The sequence below is a fragment of the uncultured Frigoribacterium sp. genome, from assembly GCF_963515265.1.
Taxonomy (GTDB): Bacteria; Actinomycetota; Actinomycetes; order Actinomycetales; family Microbacteriaceae; genus Frigoribacterium.
This window is the reverse complement of record NZ_CAUPYL010000197.1, coordinates 1-4,744: the sequence shown is the minus strand read 5'-3', so window position 1 is coordinate 4,744 and position 4,744 is coordinate 1. Positions and strand designations below refer to the sequence as shown.

The following is a 4,744-nucleotide window of genomic DNA, read 5'->3' as shown; positions in this document are numbered from 1 at the left end:
GAGCACGGGGCGGCGGGTCGTCGTCGCCTGCGGCGGGCGGGCGCCCGCCCGCCGCGGGGCACGGCGACCCGCCGACTCCCCGACCACGGTCTGCGACGCCGCGCTCACGGCGCAGTGTCGGTGGTCCGGAGCAGGATGGTCCTCACGATGACCGACATCCTCGAGCGCTTCTCCCCCGCGACCCGCGAGTGGTTCCGGGGCGCCTTCGCGGCGCCGACGCTCGCGCAGCAGGGGGCGTGGCAGGCGATCAGCGAGGGCGACGACGCCCTCGTCATCGCGCCGACCGGCTCCGGCAAGACCCTCGCGTCGTTCCTCTGGTCGATCGACACGCTCGCGAGCGGGCCGCCGCCCGAGGTGAGAGAGCACCGCACGCGGGTCCTCTACATCTCGCCGCTCAAGGCGCTGGGCGTCGACGTCGAGCGCAACCTGCGCTCGCCCCTCGTCGGCATCACCCAGACGGCCCGCCGGCTCGGCATCGACGCACCCGAGCTCACGGTGGGGGTGCGGTCGGGCGACACCTCGTCCGGCGACCGCCGCCTCCTGCAGCGCACCCCGCCCGACATCCTCATCACGACCCCCGAGTCGCTCTACCTCATGCTCACGTCGGCGGCGCGCGAGAACCTCAAGGGCGTGCACACCGTCATCGTCGACGAGGTGCACGCGGTCGCCGCCACGAAGCGCGGCGCCCACCTCGCCCTGTCGCTCGAGCGGCTCGACGCGCTGCTCGAGAAGCCCGCGCAGCGCATCGGGCTGTCCGCGACGGTGCGCCCGCCGACCGAGGTGGCCCGGTTCCTCTCCGGCCGCAAGCCCGTCACGATCGTGAACCCGCGCTCGGAGAAGACCTTCGACCTGCGCGTCGTCGTGCCCGTCGACGACATGACCGAGCTGGGCACGGCCGCGCCGCTCGAGGGCTCCGCCGCGGGCAGTGCCCCCCAGGGCTCGATCTGGCCCCACGTCGAGGAGGGGATCGTCGACCTGATCCTCGACCACCGCTCGACGATCGTCTTCTCGAACTCGCGTCGGCTGGCCGAGCGGCTCACCGCGCGCCTCAACGACATCTACCTCGAGCGCACGGGCGCCGACGTCGAGACCCGGGCCGCCGCGCTGCAGGCCGCCGACGAGGCGCGGGGCGAGCTGGTGCCCGCCGGTGCCGTCCCCGAGATCGCGGAGGGCGCCTCCGGCGGCTCCGACACCTCGGACTCGTCCACCGTGGTCGACCCCTTCGCGCCGTCCGCACCGACGAACCCGCCCCGCAACCCAATGGTGGGAGGCGGCGCACCGGCCCAGCTGATCGGCGGCAGCGGGCAGACCCAGGGCAGCGAGCCGCTGCTCGCGCGGGCGCACCACGGCTCCGTCTCGAAAGACCAACGAGCGATCATCGAGGACGACCTGAAGAGCGGACGCCTCCGCTGCGTCGTCGCGACCAGCTCGCTCGAGCTCGGCATCGACATGGGCGCGGTCGACCTCGTCGTCCAGGTCGAGTCGCCGCCGTCGGTCGCCAGCGGGCTGCAGCGCGTCGGACGGGCCGGGCACCAGGTCGGCGAGATCAGCCGGGGCGTGATGTTCCCCAAGCACCGAGCCGACCTGATCCACTCGGCCGTCGCCGCCGAGCGGATGGTGGCGGGCCTGATCGAAGAACTGCGCGTGCCGACGAACCCCCTCGACGTGCTCGCCCAGCAGACCGTCGCGGCCGTCGCCCTCGACGAGATCGACGCCGACGAGTGGTTCGAGACCGTGCGCCGCAGCGCCCCGTTCGCGACCCTGCCGCGCTCGGCCTACGACGCGACGCTCGACCTGCTGAGCGGCAAGTACCCCTCCGACGAGTTCGCCGAGCTGCGGCCCCGTATCGTCTGGGACCGCGTGCACGGCACGCTCACCGGTCGCCCGGGCGCCCAGCGGCTCGCGGTCACGAGCGGCGGCACCATCCCCGACCGCGGCCTGTTCGGCGTCTTCATGGTCGGCGAGAAGGCCGCCCGCGTCGGCGAGCTCGACGAAGAGATGGTGTACGAGTCCCGGGTCGGCGACGTCTTCGCCCTCGGCGCGACCAGCTGGCGCATCGAGGACATCACGCACGACCGCGTGCTCGTCTCCCCTGCCTACGGGCAGCCGGGTCGTGTCCCGTTCTGGAAGGGCGACGGGATCGGCCGTCCGGCCGAGCTGGGCCGTGCGATCGGGGGCTACATCCGCGAGCTCGCCAGCTCGTCGACGGACGACGCCACCCGACGGGTCACCCAGGGCGGGCTCGACGAGCGCGCGGCCCGCAACCTGTTGGCCTTCGTCACCGAGCAGCGCGAGGCGACCGGGCACGTGCCGTCCGACACGACCCTCGTCGTCGAGCGCTTCCGGGACGAGCTCGGCGACTGGCGGCTCGTCCTGCACTCCCCCTACGGCATGCAGGTGCACGCGCCGTGGGCCCTCGCGATCTCGGCCCGCATCCGCGACCAGCTCGGCGTCGACGGCGGCGCGATGGCGGCTGACGACGGGATCGTGGTGCGCATCCCCGACACCGACGCCGAGCCTCCGGGGTCGGAGCTCTTCCGGTTCGAGGGCGACGACCTCGACGCGATCGTGACGGAGGAGGTGGGCGGCTCCGCGCTGTTCTCCTCCCGCTTCCGCGAGTGCGCGGCCCGCGCGTTGTTGCTGCCCCGGTACAACCCCGGCCGTCGCTCACCGCTCTGGCAGCAGCGCCAGCGGGCGTCGCAGCTGCTCGACGTGGCGCGCAAGTACCCGCAGTTCCCGATCGTGCTCGAGGCCGTGCGCGAGGTCCTGCAGGACGTCTACGACCTGCCCGCCCTGATGAGCCTCACCCGCGAGCTCGAGACCCGCGCCGTGCGCGTCGTCGAGGTCGAGACCGAGGTGCCCTCGCCGTTCGCCCGGTCGCTGCTCTTCGGCTACGTCGCCGCGTTCATGTACGAGGGCGACTCGCCGCTGGCCGAGCGCCGCGCGGCCGCCCTCTCGCTCGACTCGACCCTGCTGCAAGAGCTGCTCGGCCGGGCCGAGCTCCGCGAGCTGCTCGACGCCGACGTCATCGACCAGCACGAGCTCGAGCTGCAGCGACTCGCTCCCGACCGCCGCGCCCGCGACATCGAGGGCGTCGTCGACCTGCTGCGCCTGCTCGGGCCGCTGACCACCTCCGAGATCGTCGACCGGAGCTGGCTGGCGACGACGGCCGGCAGCGCGGCGACCCCCACGGCAGGGGCCGGGGCCGAGGCCGAGAGCGACGCGGGCGACGATGCAGGCGCCGTGGCAGGCGACACCGTGGCAGGCGCCGTGGCAGGCGACACCGTGGCAGCCGAGTCCGCAGAGTCGGCGGAGGGACGCACCAAGCTCGAGGCGGCGCTCACCGACCTCGTCCGCTCGAACCGCGTGCTGCGCTTCACCCACGGCGGCACCGAGCGCTGGGCCGGCATCGAGGACGCGTCGCGCCTGCGCGACGCCCTCGGCGTCGCCCTGCCGATCGGCGTGCCCACGGCGTTCGTCGAGCCGGTCGACGACCCGCTCGGCGACCTCGTCGGTCGCTTCGCGCGCACCCACGCCCCGTTCACGCCGCAGATGGTCGCCGACCGACTCGGTCTCGGCACGGCGGTCGTCCTGGACACGCTGCGCAAGCTCGGGGTGCAGCGGCGCGTCGTCGAGGGCGAGTTCCGACCGCAGCAGCAGGGCAGCGAGTGGTGCGACTCCGAGGTTCTCAAGCGGCTCCGCAGCCGGTCGCTCGCGGCGTTGCGGCACGAGGTCGAGCCGGTCGCGCCCGACACGCTCGGCCGCTTCCTCCCGGCCTGGCAGCACGTCGCCACCGGCACCAAGGGCTCGGGGCTGCGCGGGCTCGACGGCGTGGTGCAGGTCGTCGACCAGCTCAGCGGGGTCGCGTTGCCTGCTTCCGCCTGGGAGACGCTCATCCTCCCCGCCCGCGTCACCGACTACGGCCCCGGCATGCTCGACGAGCTGACGGCGACCGGCGAGGTCATCTGGTCGGGCTTGGGCAGCCTGGCCGGGAACGACGGCTGGGTCAGCCTGCACCTCGCCGACGGTGCGCAGGTGACGCTGCCCGAGCCGCTGGGCACCGACACCGACGAGCTGCAGCGCGAGGTGCTCGGCGCGCTGGCCGGCGGTGGGGCGTACTTCTTCCGGCAGCTCTCCGACGCCGTGGGCAGCACCGACGACGCGGCGCTCGTCACCGCCATCTGGGACCTCGTCTGGGCCGGACAGATCACCAACGACACGTTCGCGCCGCTGCGCACGCAGGTGAGCGGCAAGGCTTCCCGTCCCCGCACGCCGACCCGGTCGCGGTCGTCGTACCGCAGCCGAGGGCGGGTGACGATGCCGCGCCAGGCCGGGCCGCCGACGGTCGGCGGGCGCTGGTCGCTGCTGCCCCTGGCCGAGCCCGACGCCACGGTGCGCGCCGCGGCACAGGCCGAGATCCTGCTCGAGCGACACGGCGTCGTGACGCGCGGCGCCGTGATGAACGAGGGCGTGCGAGGCGGCTTCTCGACCGTCTACAAGGTGCTGAGCGGCTTCGAGGAGACGGGCCGGGCCCGCCGTGGCTACTTCGTCGAGGGCCTGGGCGCCGCCCAGTTCGCGACCGGGCCGACGGTCGACCGGCTGCGGTCGTTCGTCCGCGACGAGACCGACCGCCGCGACGACGACGCCCTCGCGTCGGCCGGGCGCGGGCGCGAGATCCCGGTCGTGACCCTGGCCGCGACCGACCCCGCGAACCCCTACGGAGCCGCCCTGCCCTGGCCCGGGC

The 4,744-nt window shown here is 74.2% G+C and carries 1 protein-coding gene; it reads left to right on the top strand.

The genetic code is table 11. The features are described from left to right. Positions 1 to 147 precede the first annotated feature (147 nt). The coding region (locus RWM17_RS12375; protein ID WP_314104089.1) for a DEAD/DEAH box helicase at positions 148 to 4,744 on the top strand (4,597 nt) is incomplete at its 3' end.